This window comes from Uliginosibacterium sp. sgz301328, assembly GCF_041807905.1.
Classification (GTDB): Bacteria; Pseudomonadota; Gammaproteobacteria; order Burkholderiales; family Rhodocyclaceae; genus JBGVSA01.
Map to the genome: position 1 here is coordinate 18611 of NZ_JBGVSA010000007.1, position 17415 is coordinate 36025.

Here is a 17415-nt window from a genome sequence, read left to right on the forward strand (position 1 = left end):
GATGTCATTACCCAATAGACAGACCTGGATCAAATCCCAATGGCCACGCTTGCACATTCGGAACTGAACTCGTCCATCCTCGAACGGGACGCGCGCCTCACGACCGCCGATCACAGCAAGGTCGCACCCGGAGAAATCGCCGTCGGCGTCGTCATCGGCAGAGCGTCGGAGTATTTCGACTTTTTCGTCTACGGGATCGCCTCCTGCCTGGTTTTCCCGACCCTGTTCTTCCCCTTTGCTTCACCACTCGAAGGCACGCTGCTGGCCTTCGCGATCTTTTCACTGGCGTTCATCGCCCGCCCCATCGGTACTGTCGTTTCGATGAGCATCCAGCGGCGCTGGGGGCGCGGCACCAAGCTGACCATCGCACTATTCCTGCTCGGTACATCGACGGTCGGCATCGCCTTCCTGCCCGGGTACGAGACGGCCGGCGCCATTTCGATCGCGCTGCTGACGCTGTTCCGCATCAGCCAGGGGCTGGCGCTCGGCGGTTCATGGGACGGGCTGCCGTCGCTGCTGGCGCTCAACGCCCCGCCCGAGCGGCGCGGATGGTACGCGATGCTGGGCCAGTTGGGCGCGCCCGTCGGCTTCATCATCGCCACGGCGCTGTTCGCCTTCCTGCATTCGGCCGTGCCATTCGAGGATTTCCTGGCCTGGGGTTGGCGCTACGCCTTCTTCGTGGCCTTTGCGATCAATGTGGTGGCGCTCTTTGCGCGCCTTCGGCTGGTCGTCACCCACGAATATGAACGGCTGCTTGAGGAACAGGAACTGGACCCCGTTCCGGTCAAGGAACTGGCCCGCGCAGAAGGCACCAACCTATGGATCGGCGCTTTCGCCCCGCTGGCCAGCTACGCCCTGTTCCACATCGTCACGGTCTTCCCGCTGTCGTGGATCCAGATCTTCGCCAAGCAACCGATCACCGGCTTCTTGCTCGTGCAGATCGTCGGCGGCTTCCTCGCCGCCGGGGCAATCGTCATGTCGGGCAAGATCGCCGACCACTTCGGCCGGCGCAATACGCTGGGCGCGCTGGCGATCCTGATCGCCATCTTCAGCGGCTTCGCCCCCACCCTGCTGGATAGCGGCAAGGTGGGGCAGGACGTGTTCATCCTCGTCGGCTTCATCCTGCTGGGGCTCTCGTACGGGCAATCGTCGGGCGCGGTGGCGTCGAACTTCTCGCCCCGCTACCGCTACACCGGCTCGGCGCTCACGGCCGATCTGGCCTGGCTGATCGGCGCGGCTTTCGCTCCGCTGGTGGCGCTGGGCCTGTCGGCCCACTTCGGTCTGGCCTACGTCGGCCTGTACCTGTTGTCCGGCGCCTTCTGCACGCTGGCCGCGCTCATCATCAACCGCACGCTGCTCACGCGCGACGACTGAAATCCGCCGCCCACGGGGTGAGTCGACTCACCCCGCATCCTTTTGTCGGATTGTTCCCATTGGCATCAGCCAAATTGATGGCACCACAAGCCGCCCGCTCTGCGGCTACGGGATAATGCGCGTTTCCCATTCCGGCTAACGTCGTCCATGAACAATCCGCTCTCGGCCCTGCGTCGCATCTGGACGCATGACAAGACCGTAGATGCCATCAAGATCACCGCCGCACTGGTCGGTGTGGTGGCGGCAAGTGTCTGGCTGGGCGATGAGCACTGGATGATCAGCCTGATCCTCGGCGTGATCGCTTCGGCCCTGGCCGAGACCGAAGACCGCGTCATCGGCCGGGTCCAGGCCTTGGCCATGACGTTGGTCTGCTTCGCGGTCGTCACCTTCTCGGTACAGGCGCTGTTCCCCTACCCGTGGGTGTTCGTCGTCGGGCTGACGGTGTCGACCTTCGGATTCGTCATGCTGGGCGCGGCGGGCGAACGTTATGGCACCATCGCCGTCGCCTCGCTGGTGCTGGCGGTCTATACCATGCTGAGTGTCGATCACCAGACCGCCATCGGCGCCACGCGCGACGCCGGTCCGTTGGCGACCATCCTGCCGTTCTGGCGGCAATCGATCCTGTTGCTGGCGGGCGCAGCGTGGTACGGGCTGATCTCGATCCTCGCGGCGGCGTTGTTTTCCACCCGCGCAGCACGGCAGTCATTGTCGCGAGTATTCAATGCACTGTCGCAATACCTGGCACTCAAGGCCGAACTGCTCGAACCCGTCGGAGGGCGCGACGAAAATGCCCAGCGGCTGGCACTGGCCGAACAGAACGCACGGCTGGTGCGCCAACTGAACCGCGCGCGCGAAGTGCTCATCCGCTGGGTGCAAGGCAACCGCCCCACCGCCAGCGGCGCACGGCACCTCAAGTGGTACTTCCTCGCGCAGGACGTACATGAGCGCGCCAGTTCTGCGCACTATCCGTACAAGACACTTTCCAGTGCTTTCGCCCGCAGCGACATTCTGTTCCGCGCCAGCCGCTTGATGCGCCTGCAGGCGCAGGCCTGCACGCGGCTCGCCGACAAAATCATGGCTGGCACGCGCTTCGACTACGGCCAGACGGGTGTGGTCGCACTCGACGAGCTCGCCGCCGCGCTTGCCCACATCCAGGCACATCCGGAACAGAGCAACGCGCCGCTGAGCGAAACCCTCGCCGACCTGTGCCGCAACATCACCACCATCGAGCGCCTGCTGGCCAACGCCGGCAACCCCGATGCGCTGGAAGCCAATGCCGACACAAGCCTGCGCGACAGCAATCCGCGCACGCTGCGCGAAATGTGGCGGCGCATCCGGCTCGATCTGACTCCGGCGTCGGGGCGCTTCCGCCACGGCCTGCGGCTATCGCTCGCACTGGCCACCGGCTACGGACTGCTGCATCTGTTCGACCTGACCCAGGGATATTGGGTACTGCTGACCACCGTCTTCGTCTGCCAGCCCACCTACAGCGGAACGTGGCGGCGGCTAGGCGAGCGCGTCGGCGGCACGGTCGTCGGCCTCGTCGCGGCGGGCCTGTTCATCACACTCTTCCCCAACCCCACCGCGCAACTGGCGCTGGCCGTCGTGGCGGGCGTGGCTTTCTTCATCCTGCGCAGCGACCGCTACCCGGCAGCCACGGCCTGCATCACCATCCTCGTGCTGGTGTGCTTCAACCAGATCGGCAGCGGCTATGCGCTCATCTGGCCGCGGCTGGCCGACACCGTTCTCGGCGCGATCATCGCGGGCGCCGCCGTCGCCATCATCCTGCCCGACTGGCAGAGCCGCAGGCTGCATCTGGTGATGGCACGTGCCATCGAGACGTCCGGCATCTACCTGGGCGTCATCCTCGATCAGTACCGCAGCGCCAAGCACGACGACCTGCCCTATCGCATCGCGCGACGCGACGCCCACAATGCCGACGCGGATCTCTCCGGCGCACTCTCGGCCATGCTCGGCGAACCGGGGCGGCATCGGCTGTCGCCGGAGTTCGCCTTCCGCTTTCTCTGCGCCAGCCACACCTTGCTGGGGTACATCTCGGCACTCGGTGCGCATCGCGAGCGTGTTGAAACCTGGCACTACGCGCCGCTCATCGACACGGCGGTGAGCGACGTGCAACGTCGGTTGGACGCGATCACCCGCAGCCTTACAAGGCGCGAGCGCATCGGAGATGCCGCTGCCATCGCGCCGGATCTCGGGGCACAACTGGAAAGCGTGCCGGCCGATGCGGTTCCGGCGGAACGTCGGGTCGTGCGGCAGTTGTCGCTCATCAGCCAACTGACGCCGGAGCTGGCGACGTTGGCCGACGCTTTTGCGGGTAATGAGGCAGAAGCGCAGAAGGCGCTTTGACTCACGCCCCGGTCACCACACTGCCACAACCGGTGATTTCCGTACCACGCGCGTAACCCAGGTTCGGCAGGCATCCAACACATCTGAACCGCCGGCACTATCCAACGTGCCAAAGCCCCCATCGCCGGACCTCATCGTCGCCTACCCGCCCCGCCCGACATCGTCAAACAGCCATTGCCGACGCTCTGGCCGTCCTTGCTGATCGCGTCCAGAGCCGTCCGTTTGCCGAGTCCCATGCGGGACTTTGCTGCCCGAATGCGCTTTCCGCATCAATGCATGGACTCACGGCAGATGGCCCCAATTCTGTCCTCGACCCAGCAACCGATCTACTGGTATTGCAGTAGATCGGTTGCTGGATTACGATCTGGCGCCAATAGGGGAGGAGACGAATTCGCGCACTCGCCCGCGCATGACGATTTCGCTGCAGCCGTTTTTTTACCGGAAGAAAAAAAAGGGGGAGCATGATGGAAGCGTTTGTAGGGGTCTTATTGGTCATCACGTTCATCGCGATGATCGCTTACTGCATGAAGGGCGGGAATTTGCTCGTCGGCTTCATCGTCACGGCGATCATCTGGTGCGTCATCGGCATGGTGCCGATGGAAAAAGTCGTCAACGACGTCTTCCAGACTTCGGTCGATACCTACGGCAAGACGATCGCGATCATCGTCTTTGGCGCCTGGTTCGGCCGCGTCTTGGTCGACACCGGCATCGCCGGCTACATCATCAAGAAAACGGTCGAACTGGCCGGTGACAAGCCGCTGGTCACGATGCTGCTCCTGAGCGTCGTCTGCGCGCTGATCTTCACGAGCGCCTTCGGGGTCGGCTCAGTGATGGCGATCGGCATGATCGTCCTGCCGATCCTGTTCTCGCTCGGCATCGACAAGAAGACCGCGCTCGGGGCCTACCTCTTCGCCGTCGCTGCGGGGATGTACCTCAACATCGCCTACGTGAATCAGTTCTTCGTCGTCTTCAAGAACGTCAAGTACGACGACGCCTACATCCAGTTCGCCGTCGTCGCGACCGGTGTGCACATGGCTGCGATGGTCGCTTTCATTCTCTTCTACTATTTCCGCGACCACCGCGGCGGCCGTGCCCGTGCCTGGACACCGGCGAGCGCAGCGACGATCAGCGAGATCAAGCCGCTGTCCTGGCACTGCGTCTTCGTTCCTTTCCTGCCGATCGTCATGGTCTCGTTCTTCAAGTGGCAGCCGGTGCCGTCGTTCCTGCTCGGCATCGTTGCTGGCTTGTGGACGACGCACAACCTCAGTTCGTACTCGCTCGGTGTCGAGAAGCTGCAGAAGACGCTCTATGACGGCGTCGCCGACAGCGGCCTGCTGATCGGCATGCTGTACAGCGTGAACATCTTCCAGGCTGCGGCGAAACAGGTCGCGCCCTATCTGCAGAGCCTCTTGGGCGGTGTCATCCCGACCTCGCCGACGGCAATCCTGATCGGCTTTTGCATCCTCGCGCCGCTCGCGCTGTTCCGCGGCCCGCTGATGATCTGGGGTTCGGGGATCGCGCTCGTCACGATCCTGCAGGCGATGGGAACCTTCAACGAAATGTTCCTCTTCGCGCTGTTCCTGGTTCCGCCGGTCGCGATGGTCGCGAGCGCCTGCCCGACGCAGTCGTGGACAATGTGGGGCCTGTCCTACGCCAAGCTCGAACCCAAGCTCTACATCAAGACCAATCTGCCTTTCGCGTGGGCAGCGTTCATCGTCACCGAGATCATCGCCTGCGCGATGCTCGGCAAGATCGCTCTCTGACGAGGGCTCGAGACATCCGCCGCCCCGGCGAAAGCCGGGGCCCAGATCGTGATGACTCTGGATTCCGGCCTTCGCCGGAATGGCGGAACTCTGATTCTCACCATTTGGAGTCTGCACTATGTCCGGCAGGGCTGTTCGTATCGGTATCGACGTGGGCGGAACCCACACCAAGGCCGTCGCGATCGACAATGAAACCAACGAGATCGTCGGCAAAGGTTCGGTCATGACCACGCACCACCACGAGAGCGGCGTCGCCGCCGGGGTCGTGGCGGCGTTTCACAAGTGTCTCGACGAGCACGGCATCAAACCCGAAGAAGTGATCTTCATCGCACACAGCACGACGCAGGCGACCAACGCACTGCTCGAAGGCGACGTCGCGCGCGTCGGCGTCGTCGGCATCAGCAGCGGCTTTTTCGAAGGCTTCTTCGCCAAGCGCCAGACCCGGATTCCGCCGATCGATCTGGGCACCGGCAAGTTCATCGATACCGACCACGTTCACGTAGACGCCAAGGACCTGACCCCGGAAAAACTGCAGGCGATCGTGGGCAATCTCGTGGCCAGAGGCAGCGGTGTCATCGTCGCAAGCAAGGCCTTCGGCGTCGACAACATGCGCGAAGAGCGTCTGGTCGCTGAAGAATGCGGGCGGCAGGATGTCCCCTGTACGCTCGCCTCCGACATCACCAAGCTCTACGGCCTGACGACACGCACGCGCACCGCCGCGCTCAATGCGTCCATCCTGCCCAAGATGCTCGACACCGCGAACTCGACCGAAAGGAGCGTGCGCAGCGCCGGCATCGACGTGCCGCTGATGATCATGCGCGGCGACGGCGGCGTCATGGAAATCAATGAAATGAAGAAGCGGCCCATCCTGACGATGCTCTCGGGGCCGGCTGCAAGCGTCATCGGCGCGTTGATGTATCTGCGCGCTTCGAACGGAATCTACTTCGAGGTCGGCGGCACCTCGACCAACATCGGCGTCATCAAGAACGGCCGCCCCGCCGTCGACTACTCGATCATCGGCGGCCACCGCACCTACGTGAACAGCCTGGACGTGCGCGTCCTCGGCGTCGCCGGCGGCAGTATGGTGCGCGCCAAGAAAGGCGAAGTCATCGACGTCGGCCCGCGCTCTGCCCACATCGCCGGCATGGGCTATGCGTGCTTCACCGACCCGGCGCTCCTGGACGGCGCGACGCTCTACCACGTGCAGCCGCGCAAGAACGACCCGGCCGACTACGTCGCGCTGCGCCTTACGAACGGCGAGAGCGTGACGATCACCAACACCTGCGCCGCCAACGTCCTCGGCATCCTCGCCGAGAACGACTTCGCGCGCGGCAACGTCGAGTCCGCGCGCAAGGCGATTGCGCTGCTCGCGGCCGAAGTCGGCCTGTCGATCGAAGAAACCGCAACCGCAATCCTCACCAAGAGCAGCGAGAAAATCATCCCGGTGATCGAGGACCTGATCGCCAAGTACAAGATCGAGCGCGAGCAGATCGTCCTCGTCGGAGCCGGCGGCGGAGCGGGAACACTGTTGACCTTCACCGCCAACACGATGGGCTTCAAGTACCAGATTCCCGAGAATGCCGAAGTCATTTCGTCGATCGGCGTCGCGCTCGCGCTCGTTCGCGAAATGGTCGAACGCACGATCCCGAACCCGACCGCCGCCGACATTGCCGCCCTGAAGAAGGAAGCCAAGGAACTCGCCATCAACAGCGGCGCGGTCGAGGACTCGATCGAGATCTACGTCGAGATCGACGATCAGGCGCAACGCGTCACCGCCATCGCGATGGGGTCGACCGAAGTCAAGACGACCGACCTGATGAAGAACTGCAACCGCGACGAGGCCGTCGAGATCGCCGCCGCGTCGATCGGGCTCGACAAAGAACAGACCAGGCTCGCCGCCGAGAACGGCCAGGTCTATGTCGTTTCCGCCAACCGCAACGGCAAGCAGCCGATCCGCGTCATCGACAGGAAAGGCTTCGTCAAGGTGCAGCGCGCTAACGGCCTTGTCGAAACAACGACGATGGAGGGTGTCGCCGACGTCCTCGAAAAGCTCTGGAACGGAACGAGCAACTTCTCGAGCGAGATCCGTATCAATCCCGACGTCTACGTCGTCGCCGGTTCGCGCGTCATGGACTACTCGGGGATTCCGGAGCTCAAGCAGGTCTCGGGGCTGATTGAGGCCGAACTCGGCGACTGGGGGCGCAACGATCCCCTCATTCTCGTGCTCGCGCGCAACGAGTTGTAGGGCGCCGACGATGCAAGCGAGTCGGGACGAAATCCAGGCGAACGTAGCGCGCGCGCTCGCCTGCCCGGACGCGCTCTGGTATCGAGGACTGCTGAACAGCGACGTCGGCGCCGGCGCACTCTCCGAAGCCGAGGCGGCAGCCATTCTGCATGGCGCCGTCGGCGCCGCCGCCGCGCTCGCACAGCAGGCCCATGCGACTCACCCGGCACTGTCGGCGGACCAGCTCGCCCACGCGCAGGGGCTACAGATCGGCACGCTCGGCGATGACGCCGGCTTTGGGAGCATCCCGCTGCTTGGCCAGTATCAGCCGGGCGGGCGCCGGGTCTTGCTGAACCTTTCGACGCTCGCCCGCGTCGAAAGCTTCATTGCAGAAAATGGCCTCGAAGCGCTGACGCCGGCCGCCGACCTCAGGCGTTGCGTGCTCTATCATGAGGTCTTTCACGCGCTCGAAGATGACACGCCCGGCATCTATACGCGCAGCGCAATGCTCGAGCGCCGGCTGTTCGGATTCCTGCCAACACGGCGGACCGTGGCCAGCGCGAGCGAAATCGGTGCCGTGCATTTCTCGCGCCTGATGGCCGGAATAAGCTACTGCCCGCGGATTTTCGAGTACTACCTGCTCTTCGCGACGGGAAGCGCTGAACTCGATGCGCTGCCGCACTAAAAAACCGGGGAAAAAAATCTAAGATTCAAAGACTACCGTCGAAAATAACGAAATGAATACTGCTACCCCTTCACTCGCAGCGTCGTTTGCCTTGCAGGAAGCCCCCTCGCTCGGCAACAAGATCCGCCAGTTTCTGCGCGCGGCGATCGTCCGCGCCGAACTCTTGCCCGGGCAACTGATTTCCGAAATCGAAATGAGCAAGCGCTTCGAGATCGGCCGGCAGCCAGTGCGCGAAGCCTTCATCTCACTCGCGCGCGAGCAGTTGGTCGACGTGCGCCCGAGCCGCGGCACCTACGTGCGCCTCATCTCGATGAACGAAGTCATCGACGCTTGGCATGTGCGGGAGCCGATCGAGGTTTCGATCGTCCGCCAGATCACAAAGAAGCACGATGCGCAGACCATTGCGCAGTTACGTGCGCTCGTCGCGCAGCAGAAACTCATCGCGCCGGGTGACAACGAAGCCTTCCTCGCACTCGACCAGGAGTTCCACCACACGCTCGCGCTGCTCGCCAACCGCGAATTCGCCTGGAAAGTCATCGACGGCGCCAAGGCACAGATGGATCGTGTCTGCTACCTCTCGTACACGATTTCCTCGCAGGTCGACGAGCTCGTCGATGACCACACGGCGATGATCGATGCGATCGAAGCGCGCGACGCCAAGACGGCCGTCCGCGTCATGGAAAAGCACCTTGCCAAGATCCTCGACGCCGCCCGCCGCGTCGCCGAAAAATACCCCGACTACTTCGTCGACGAGTCGCCGCGCGAGTGGTAGTGCGACCCGTTTCCTGGCCATACCCTGTACTTCCTTCTCGACACCATCTGCCAACGCTTGGCGGCCGCTTGCCGATTGCTCGATCAAACAGGCGGCAACTGAGATAAACGCAGCAGGGGCTTGGCTTTTCGCTTGAATGAACACGCTGCGTCGCCGAGCGGCACGGGTCGGAAAGATCGGCCCCGCCGGCCGGGACGAACTCCCGGCCCACGCACTCAAGTCATCGAGACCAAGCCCGAACAACCAGCCAGCAAGACAGGGGCTTTCTTCAGGGCGCCTTCTGCGCGCCCCCTTCGCGATTCCAGTCAAGCTTGCCCGCGTCCCTCCCCGCCACCGAGTACAGCGCCCCCGGCGCGTTGCGCGTGCGCTGGAAATCCTCCAGCGACTGTCCTCGCATCGCTGCGTAGATATGCAGGTTGGAAACACCGATGACCGCGCCCAGCTTCTCCAGCATGAAGAAGATCACACCGTAGTGGATCATCCCTCGCCAGTCGCGGCGGCGGACGAGATCGCGCTCGGTTTCGGTCAGCCCTGCCCGTTCGAAGGCCGACTCTTCATCGGCCAGGAACGCCGCGCGTACTTCCGGGCGCACCAGTGCGTGCAGGAATTCGTTCAACCGATACGCCTTCACGCTGCGCTCGATGGTAAACGGGTACGTTCCGGCGAGTTGCTCCGCCCCGGCCAGTTGCTCGGCGCCGTGCCTCTGCCGACGCTCGCGTTCAGACGGCGGCGGAGGCGCTGCGGTGTTTTCGTAGATGGCAGTGGCGATACCGGTCATCGACGGCAAGTAGTACGCGCTGTGCTGGCAGCGCACGCGCGAGGCGAGCGCACCACGCATGACCAGCCACATGATGACTTCCGATCCTTCCATGCCGCCCAGCTCGGCATATTCCGCATGGGTCATCGAGGCCAGCGTTTCAGGATCATTCTCGAAGAGCTCCATGAAGCGCGCATCCCACTCCGTATTGTTGAAGCCGGCGCGCTCGCCGTGCACCTGATGCGACAAGCCACCGGTGGCGACGATCACCACGCGCAGCGGTTCGGGATAACTCTCGATGGCGCGCCTCAGGGACTGCCCGAGTCGATAGCAGCGACGCGCCGTCGGGATCGGGAACTGCAGCACGCCGATCTGCAGCGGCACGATGCGCACCGGCCATCCGTCCTCGCCGTGCGGACACAGCATCGACAGCGGCGAGAAGCAACCGTGGTCGAGCGCGCGCTCCTGGAAGAACGACATGTCGAACTCGTCGGCCATCAGCGACCGACCCAGATGCGCGGCAAATGCCGGGTCGCCGCCAATGGCCGGCAGTTGCCGCGCACCGCCCCCCTCGTCGGCCACCGCCCATTTTTGCCCCACACCCAACGCGAACGCAGAGTAGTGATCGAAGAAAAACGACGTGATGTGATCGTTGTAGATGAACAGCAGCACGTCGGGCTTTTGCACGTCGAGCCACTGGCGCACCGGGTCGAATGCTTCGAACACCGGAGCCCATGCCGGGTCGCCCCGCTTGTCGCGGTCGTAGGCGAAACCGATGGTGGGCGTATGCGATGCGGCAATGCCGCCGATGATGGTAGCCATGATGAGTCCTGAAATACCGCCCCCGCCCGGTCCTCACGGGCCGGGGCCGTCTTGCTTCGTTAAGTGATGGAATCGACCGTCCGTAGTGTCGCTATAGCGTCGGCGCGTACGGCACGTACCAGTCCGCGCCTGCCCAGTCCGGCACAAGGTCGGTGTAGAGCGCCGACGCACGGCTGTAACTGGCGGTGGCATTCACATCGCCCGTACCGTTGTATTTCGCCACCGCCGGATATGGATACAGCGGCCGCGACGCGGTGACGTTGTTGGAGGCGTCCGTGCGATACGTGGTGATCGCGTCGGGCGCCGTGCCTTGTTCGACCCACGCGACCATGGCCGAGACCATGTCCATGCTGGGCAGCCCTTCGCCGCTGCCGCAGTGGGCAACGCCGGGCGCCAGGTACATGCGCATGAAGGCATCCATGGTGGTCTGCCCCATCGCGCGTTGCATGGCCTCGTAGTACGCGATGGTGCCGATCGGCGAGATGTGCTGGTCGGCCCAGCCATGCCACAGGATCAACTTGCCGCCCGAATCCTTGAACGCCGACAGGTCCGGATTGGTTGCGTCGTTGAACGGGTGGCGCGGACGCAGCTTGCTGTAGAACGCCTCGGTAAACTCGAACTGATCCATCGTCGGCGGCGTGGCATCGGTAAAGATGAGATAGCGCGCACCGCTCACGATGTTGTCGCTGAACACCGAAGCAACCGGCACGTCGCTCGGCGGAATGAACACTCCCGCCCAGTTCAACTCCGAGCCGAACTGCGGTCCGCCTGCCAGGATGCGCCGGTTGGTCGATGGATCGCGCGGGCCGTTGTACAGTTTGCTGGCCGTCGCGACCTCGGCCGCCGTGAGGCAATTACTGGTATCGGTTGCCCCGGCGGCGCACTGGATCGACGCCGGGTCGAACCTGCATTGGCGCGGGTCGGTCAGCAATCCGTCGGTCTGCCCGTCGAGCGCATCGCATGCTGCCACCACCGCCTTGTGCAGCACCGCCGCCTTGGACGGATACAGCACCACGTTGCCCGTGGATAGCCCGTTGTCGCGATTGGAGCGCGCTTCCCAGCCGTGCAGCAGCGAGTTTTGGATCTGAAAGAGAAAGGCCGGCGCACCCGCGATGATTCCGTCATAGTCGTCCGGGTAGCGTTGCGCCGCCATCAGCGCCTCCCGCCCACCATCCGAACATCCGACGAAATACGCATACTTCTGCGCCTGCCCGTAGTAGGCCTGGATCAGCTTGCGCGCGGCCAGCGTGGTCACGTGCACACCGCGGTAGGCAAAATCGGCGCGCTTCTGAGCATCCTGCGTCCACGTCGCGTCGGCGTTGGTGTGGCCCATGTTGGTGGAAGACAACACGAATCCGCCCGACTGCACCAGCGGGCAGCCGTACGCCTGCCCCGGATCGGCCGACGCGCTGATGTTGCCGCACAGGCCGCCACAACCCATGTCGAGCGAGCGCTGCGTCCAGCTCTCGATGGGCAACCTCACGCGGAAGCCCACCGTGGGCGCCAGCGTGCCCTCCACGGTGCAGAATTTGATGGCAGCGCCATTGACGGTGACCGTGCCTTCGGTCGCCGACGTGATGGTGCTGCCCGCGCCGCCGACCTCGGTCAGATCGACCGACTTCAGACTGTCGCAACTGGCCACAGGCTTGACCACGTCGAGCGTGGCCGATGCCGGCGGCTGGCCCGTGTCGCCGGAGGTGTCGCTGCCGTTGTTATCGTCGCCGCAGGCGTACAGCGCAAGGCTGATGACGCATGCGGCAGTCGCCTGCCATGTCCGCATCTTCATGGTGTCTCCTCTCTTCGGTGGGCTACATGAGGTGCGGACCTATCCAAACGTCCGCACCAGGACCAAAGCAATCGAAGGGAATGCAAGCAGCAGCGCAATGCGCACGAAGTCCGACGCGAGGAAGGGAATCACCCCCTTGAACGTTTCGGACAGCGGCACGTCACGCGCCAGCCGGTTGATGATGTATACGTTCATGCCCACTGGCGGATGCACCAGCCCGATCTCCACCACCATCAGCGCGAGGATGCCGAACCACACACTCTTGTCGGTCGCGTTCATGCCGTAGAAATCCAGGCCCATGACGATCGGATAGAAGATCGGAATCGTGAGTAGGATCATCGCCAGGCTGTCCATGACGCAGCCGAGTACGATGTAGATGCCGAGAATGGCGATCAGCACCAGCATCGGCGACAGGTGGCTGGCCTGCACCCAGGCGGCCAGTTCCACCGGCATCTGCGACAACGCCAGCGCGGTGTTGAGCATGTCCGCCCCCATCAGCACCAGGTAGATCATGGCGGTGCCCTGCGCCGTGCCGACCAGACTTGCCTGGAACGCGCTCCATCGCATGCCGCGCAGCACGCCCAGAATCCCGCACGCCGCCGCGCCGATGGCCGCCGCTTCGGTCGGATTGGCCCAGCCGCCGTAGATGCCCACGATCACCACGAAGAACACACCGAGAACGGGCAGCACCTGGGCGAGTGCGCGCAGCCTTTCGGACCACGACGCAACTTCGCCCGCGGGGGCCGAGGCCGGACGCAGGATCACGAAGATCCGCACCACCAGCATGTAGCCGAGCATGGCGATGATCCCCGGCAACACGGCGGCCATGAACAGCTTGCCGATCGACTCCTGCGTGAGGATGGCGTAGATGACCAGCGGCACAGACGGCGGAATCAGGATGCCCAGCGTGCCACCGGCGGCCAGTGCGCCGGTCGACAGGCTGCCGGCATAGCCGAAGCGGCGCAGCTCCGGCAACGCCACCTGCCCCATGGTGGCCGCAGTGGCGAGCGACGAGCCGCAGATCGCGCCGAAACCCGCGCACGCCCCCACCGCCGCCATCGCCACGCCGCCACGCAAATGCCCCAGGAACGCCGTGACGAAGCGGAACAATGCCGCCGACAATCCACCGTGCGTGGCGAACTGCCCCATCAGCAGAAAGAGCGGAATCACCGCGATGTCATAGTTGGACAGACGCGCGTAGGCGACCATCTTGAGCGCGGCAAGCAGCCGCGTCGTGTCGAACGCGGACAGCGCCCAATAGCCCGACGCCCCCATGAAGAACATCGCGATGCCGATCGGCACGCGAAGCACCAGCAGGACCATCAACAGCGCGAAGATCATCGCGCCGATCTGAATACCGGTCATGCGCGACCTCCCTTCGCCGCCGCGCACAGGTGCTGCCACGAGCGATACGCACCGGCCAGCGCCAGCAAGGCAAAGCCGGGCACCATCGCCATCTGCGGAACCCACATCGGCCAATCGAGCAGCATGCTGCGCTCGCCGGCCTCGCGCACCGCCCACGCGCCGGCAGCCGAACGCCATGCGATGAGTGCGCCGAACAGCGCAACCAGGAACGAACCGAAAGCGTCGAGCGCGTGGATCTTGCGCGGCGACAGCCTGGTGGTGAAGAAGTCGACCTTCACGTCGCCGCCCGCCATATGGCACCAGGCAAAGAATGAAGCGGATGCGAATGCTGCGCACATCTGCAGCATTTCAACGTCGCCCATGACGGGGCTGGAAAACAACTTGCGGCCGGTGATGGACACCACGCTCATCACCACGATCGCCACGAACACCAGCGAACCGGCGATCGCGAACACGCGGCAGACCGCGCGCAAGGCGCGCCCGTAGGCGCCCTCGGGCAGCGACGGCTCAGCCATCGCAACAGAATCGGACATGACAACTCCTGCACCGCCGGCGCGAGGCCGGCGGAGAACGTAGATGGGATGCGAGAGAAAGGTGCGCGGGTCTAGCGCGACGCGTACTTGTCGATCAGCGCACGCGCTCCGTCGTACAGCTTCTTGCCCCCAAGGCCCTTGGCATCCATCTCCTTGACCCACGCGTCGGTGACGCTCTGGGCGGCCTTCTTCCAGTTGGCAAGTTCCGAGGCCGGAATGACGTTGGTGGTGTTGCCCGTGGTGAGCTTCTTGCCTTCGGCATCGGCCTGGATGAACACCGCGCCGATATGCGCCGAGAAGTCTGCGCCGCTGTTGGCATCGATGACTTTCTTCAGGTCCGGCGGCAGGCTGTCATAGCGTTGCTGGTTCATCGCAAACACGAAGGTCGACGTGTAGATGGCGCGCTCGGACGGGTCCGTCTCGGAGTGGTACTTGACCAGTTCCTGGATCTTCACCGAAGGCACCACTTCATACGGCACCAGCGCACCGTCGATCACGCCCTTGGCGAGCGCATCGCTCACCGCCGGCACCGGCATCGCCACGGGCGTCGCGCCCAGTGCGGCGAGCAGCTTGGTCGTCTGCCGCGTCGGAGCGCGCAGCTTCATGCCCTGGAAGTCGGTCATCCTGGTGATCGGCTTGTTGACCATGTGGAACACGCCGCGGCCATGCACATGGAATGCCATCGGATGCATGCCCTTGAACTCGTCCGATGCGTATTGCTGAACGTAGTCCCACAGCGCGCGACTGGTGCTCTCGGCGTTCTGCATCATGAACGGCAGCTCGAAGGCCTCTACCTTCGGATACCGCCCCGGCGTGTAGCCGGGCAACGTCCAGATGACATCGACAATGCCATCGCGCAACTGGTCCACCAGTTGTGGCGGCGTACCGCCGAGCTGCATGGACGGATAGATCTGGCAGCGAATGCGCTTGTTCGACTCCGCTGCGATCTTGTCGCACCAGGGCTGGATGAACATTTGCTGTGCGTACGAATTGGCAGGCAGGAAGTGATGGACTTTCAGCACGACCTCATCGGCCGCGCGCGCTGCTGGCAGCATGGTCATGATGAAGGTCGCCGCCAGGGCAGCGCGTCGGAAAAGCGTCATTGCATGTCTCCCGTTGGTTGTTGTCCGCGAGGTTGCGGCACTCTCTATTGATGTAGCGCAGTGTAGAAATGACAAAACGCTGCTATAAGATGCCGCCGCGCGGGGCGCGATAACTCTGCGTTATCATTCGCCGCATGAAGCTCACAAGCCTGAAAGCCCTGGTCGCGGCCATCGAAGAAGGCAGCCTGCGTTCGGCCGCCAAACGGCTCGGCGTCTCCCAGCCGGCGCTGACCAAAATGATCCGCGAACTGGAGCGGGAGCTCTCCGCCACCCTGCTCCTGCGCTCCACCACCGGTGTCCTCGCCACCGCCCAGGGCATGGTTTTGTACGAACGCGCCCTGGCCGCCGACCGCGAACTCGAACACGCCGTCGACCAGATCCGCCAGCTTGGCGGGCGCATGTCGGGGTCGCTCGCCATCGGCGCCGTGCCGCTGGCGGTGATGTTGCTGATCCCCGAGACGCTGCGCACCTTCGGCCGCGAATTCCCCGAAATCCAGCTCCGCATTACCGAAGAGCTCTACATCGCGCAGCTCACGCGCCTGCGCAAAGGCGAAGTCGACATCGCCCTGGGGCCGCTCCCCGAACACCTGCCGCCAGGCGAATTTGCCGTCGAAACGCTGATGCCCATCGACATGGTCATCGTCGTCCGCCGTGGCAACCCTCTGGCCCGCGCCCGCAAATTGGCCGACCTGGCCGAAGCGCGCTGGGTCTATACGGGTTCCACGCCGGATACGGGCTACGCCAAGACGCTCTACGAATCGCACGGCATGACTCCGCCCCCGGCCGGCGCCCTGGTCAATTCGACGCTCGGGCTGTTGTCGATCGTGGGCAGCGGAAACTGCGTCGGCCTGCTCCCCCGTCAGATCGCCGTTCACCCGTTTGCCATGCAGCATCTGGAGATCGTGTCCGTGGCCGAGGGGCCGCTACGGCTGACGCTCGGCGCGCTGGCGCGGGCGGATTCGGCGCTCAAGCCGAGCGTGCGGCACTTTTTGGCGCATTTGCATCGGGCGGCGCATTACTTGAGTCATGGAACATAAAAGGCGGGGATTCCGCGCTTGCGGGCTTTTTTGAGAAGCCCTTTCTTGCTTGGGTGCTGGTCTATCAACGGTAGCGGCGACTACTGATGGTCGACGGAGGGGTGTTCGCCCCAACCGGACTTGCGTTCCTGCGCGGAGGCTTCCTCGAAAAAGCCCTTTCTTGCTTTCTGGTCGGTTGTTCTAGCTTGGTCGCGACTACTTGGGTACGTTGGCCGGGAGTTCGCCCCGGCGGGCGAGTAACTTCTTTGTTATCGACAAAGAAGTCACCAAGAAAGCGACCCCACAGCGTCGTCGGCCTACGGCCGATCCCCTGCGCTGCGCGGTCGAGAAGGCGGCTGCGGAACTCGTCGCTACGCTCCTCAAACAGTCCTCGCCGACGGCTTCGCCGCAACCTTTTCGCCCTGTGCTGCTCGGCGACGCTGAATGGGGTGCCCACACCACGCAGCATGGTTGTTCGGGCGAAAGGCAAAAAACTCCTCGCTTCTACTTCTTCGTGCTCTCGCTAGAGCTTGTACCAATTCAACATCATCACTGATGGAGCGATGTCGTCAGTTCGCGAACGGCGGATGGCGCTTCACTTCTCCGCCCGACGCACTACCCGCGACATCTGGAATCTCGCTGCGCATGCTGCATGCACTTTGCGGTACACGCACGACGTGCCACACACAATGAAGAGGCTTTAGCTCCATGCACTTCGAGGTGTTTGCTATGGCCGGCCCCTTCTGAGCCGCCGAGCAACGCAGACAAGTCAGGCTGCCCGCGTAGCGGGTCGGCGAGGACTGTCTGAGCCCGAAGGGCGAGTTCCGCAGCCGCCTGACTTGACGAGT

At 63.9% G+C, this 17415-nt stretch carries 12 protein-coding genes; 7 read left to right on the forward strand and 5 right to left on the reverse strand.

Annotated features, from left to right (window positions below):
• The first annotated feature begins 39 nt into the window (after positions 1-39).
• The 6 genes from ACDA63_RS06895 to ACDA63_RS06920 all read left to right on the forward strand — a co-directional run bounded on the left by ACDA63_RS06895 (position 40) and on the right by ACDA63_RS06920 (position 9185).
• On the forward strand, positions 40-1374 hold the full coding sequence (locus tag ACDA63_RS06895; protein WP_373662476.1) for an MFS transporter: 1335 nt from the start codon (positions 40-42) through the stop codon (positions 1372-1374).
• A gap of 147 nt (positions 1375-1521) precedes the next feature.
• Positions 1522-3741, forward strand: a complete 2220-nt coding sequence (yccS, locus tag ACDA63_RS06900; protein WP_373662477.1) for a YccS family putative transporter — start codon at positions 1522-1524, stop codon at positions 3739-3741.
• A 461-nt stretch (positions 3742-4202) separates the two neighbouring features.
• Positions 4203-5504, forward strand: a complete 1302-nt coding sequence (locus tag ACDA63_RS06905; RefSeq protein WP_373662478.1) for a citrate transporter — start codon at positions 4203-4205, stop codon at positions 5502-5504.
• Positions 5505-5622: 118 nt separating this feature from the next.
• Positions 5623-7749 carry a hydantoinase/oxoprolinase family protein gene (locus tag ACDA63_RS06910; RefSeq protein ID WP_373662479.1) on the forward strand — a complete coding sequence of 709 codons (2127 nt, stop codon included), beginning with the start codon at positions 5623-5625 and terminating at the stop codon, positions 7747-7749.
• Positions 7750-7759: 10 nt separating this feature from the next.
• On the forward strand, positions 7760-8413 hold the full coding sequence (locus tag ACDA63_RS06915; RefSeq protein WP_373662480.1) for a hypothetical protein: 654 nt from the start codon (positions 7760-7762) through the stop codon (positions 8411-8413).
• 52 nt (positions 8414-8465) lie between these two features.
• Positions 8466-9185, forward strand: coding sequence for a GntR family transcriptional regulator (locus ACDA63_RS06920; RefSeq protein WP_373662481.1), 720 nt, complete (start codon positions 8466-8468; stop codon positions 9183-9185).
• 268 nt (positions 9186-9453) lie between these two features.
• Here the strand turns inward: ACDA63_RS06920 and ACDA63_RS06925 are convergent, their stop codons facing one another.
• The 5 genes from ACDA63_RS06925 to ACDA63_RS06945 form a co-directional block, all read right to left on the reverse strand.
• Positions 9454-10764, reverse strand: a complete 1311-nt coding sequence (locus ACDA63_RS06925) for a gallate dioxygenase (protein ID WP_373662482.1) — start codon at positions 10762-10764, stop codon at positions 9454-9456.
• Positions 10765-10855: 91 nt separating this feature from the next.
• Entirely contained in the window at positions 10856-12550 is a 1695-nt protein-coding gene (locus ACDA63_RS06930; RefSeq protein WP_373662483.1) for a tannase/feruloyl esterase family alpha/beta hydrolase, read from the reverse strand.
• A 39-nt stretch (positions 12551-12589) separates the two neighbouring features.
• Positions 12590-13915, reverse strand: a complete 1326-nt coding sequence (locus ACDA63_RS06935) for a TRAP transporter large permease (protein WP_373662484.1) — start codon at positions 13913-13915, stop codon at positions 12590-12592.
• On the reverse strand, positions 13912-14448 hold the full coding sequence (locus ACDA63_RS06940; protein WP_373662485.1) for a TRAP transporter small permease: 537 nt from the start codon (positions 14446-14448) through the stop codon (positions 13912-13914). The genes ACDA63_RS06935 and ACDA63_RS06940 overlap by 4 nt, the downstream gene beginning before the upstream one ends.
• 71 nt (positions 14449-14519) lie before the next feature.
• The gene (locus tag ACDA63_RS06945; RefSeq protein WP_373662486.1) at positions 14520-15551 is read right to left on the reverse strand and encodes a TRAP transporter substrate-binding protein; all 1032 of its coding nucleotides are present in this window, start codon (positions 15549-15551) and stop codon (positions 14520-14522) included.
• Positions 15552-15685: 134 nt separating this feature from the next.
• Between ACDA63_RS06945 and ACDA63_RS06950 the strand changes: the two genes are divergently transcribed.
• Positions 15686-16588, forward strand: a complete 903-nt coding sequence (locus ACDA63_RS06950) for a LysR family transcriptional regulator (protein WP_373662487.1) — start codon at positions 15686-15688, stop codon at positions 16586-16588.
• The last annotated feature ends 827 nt before the right edge of the window (positions 16589-17415 follow it).

Bases quoted from the DNA above. Each gene is read 5' to 3' on its own strand.
- ACDA63_RS06895 (WP_373662476.1), top strand. From the start codon at position 40: ATGGCCACGCTTGCACATTCGGAACTGAACTCGTCCATCCTCGAACGG.
- yccS (WP_373662477.1), top strand. From the start codon at position 1,522: ATGAACAATCCGCTCTCGGCCCTGCGTCGCATCTGGACGCATGACAAG.
- ACDA63_RS06905 (WP_373662478.1), top strand. From the start codon at position 4,203: ATGATGGAAGCGTTTGTAGGGGTCTTATTGGTCATCACGTTCATCGCG.
- ACDA63_RS06910 (WP_373662479.1), top strand. From the start codon at position 5,623: ATGTCCGGCAGGGCTGTTCGTATCGGTATCGACGTGGGCGGAACCCAC.
- ACDA63_RS06915 (WP_373662480.1), top strand. From the start codon at position 7,760: ATGCAAGCGAGTCGGGACGAAATCCAGGCGAACGTAGCGCGCGCGCTC.
- ACDA63_RS06920 (WP_373662481.1), top strand. From the start codon at position 8,466: ATGAATACTGCTACCCCTTCACTCGCAGCGTCGTTTGCCTTGCAGGAA.
- ACDA63_RS06925 (WP_373662482.1), bottom strand. From the start codon at position 10,764: ATGGCTACCATCATCGGCGGCATTGCCGCATCGCATACGCCCACCATC.
- ACDA63_RS06930 (WP_373662483.1), bottom strand. From the start codon at position 12,550: ATGAAGATGCGGACATGGCAGGCGACTGCCGCATGCGTCATCAGCCTT.
- ACDA63_RS06935 (WP_373662484.1), bottom strand. From the start codon at position 13,915: ATGACCGGTATTCAGATCGGCGCGATGATCTTCGCGCTGTTGATGGTC.
- ACDA63_RS06940 (WP_373662485.1), bottom strand. From the start codon at position 14,448: ATGTCCGATTCTGTTGCGATGGCTGAGCCGTCGCTGCCCGAGGGCGCC.
- ACDA63_RS06945 (WP_373662486.1), bottom strand. From the start codon at position 15,551: ATGACGCTTTTCCGACGCGCTGCCCTGGCGGCGACCTTCATCATGACC.
- ACDA63_RS06950 (WP_373662487.1), top strand. From the start codon at position 15,686: ATGAAGCTCACAAGCCTGAAAGCCCTGGTCGCGGCCATCGAAGAAGGC.